General features: G+C 68.1%; 1 protein-coding gene. It reads left to right on the top strand.

The window, feature by feature from the left end; genetic code table 11:
• A partial coding sequence (locus ACVA6Q_RS24650; RefSeq protein WP_446649220.1) for a GGDEF domain-containing protein occupies positions 1-226 on the top strand: 226 nt, incomplete at its 5' end.
• Positions 227-276: the final 50 nt, after the last annotated feature.

The following is a 276-nucleotide window of genomic DNA, read 5'->3' as shown; positions in this document are numbered from 1 at the left end:
ACGCAGGGGCATTGCCGAGGTAACCGTACCGACCGGCACCGACGTGCCCTGCCGCATGACAGCCAGCTTTGGCGTGGCCGTGGCGCAGGCGGTGGACCACCCGACGCTGGAATCGCTGCTCAAACGTGCGGACCGCCTGCTGTATGAAGCCAAGCTGGCCGGACGCAACCGTGTGATGAGCGATCCGCCATCGCCTACGCACGACCTGTCGGCAGCGGCCGACTGAGGCGCATGGCGCGTCAGGGTTGATTGGTGCGCCGGTACTCTGCCGGCGCC

The organism is Vibrio sp. DNB22_10_4 (assembly GCF_052879755.1).
Note: the sequence above shows the minus strand (reverse complement) of the source record. Positions and strands in the feature narration are given on the sequence as shown.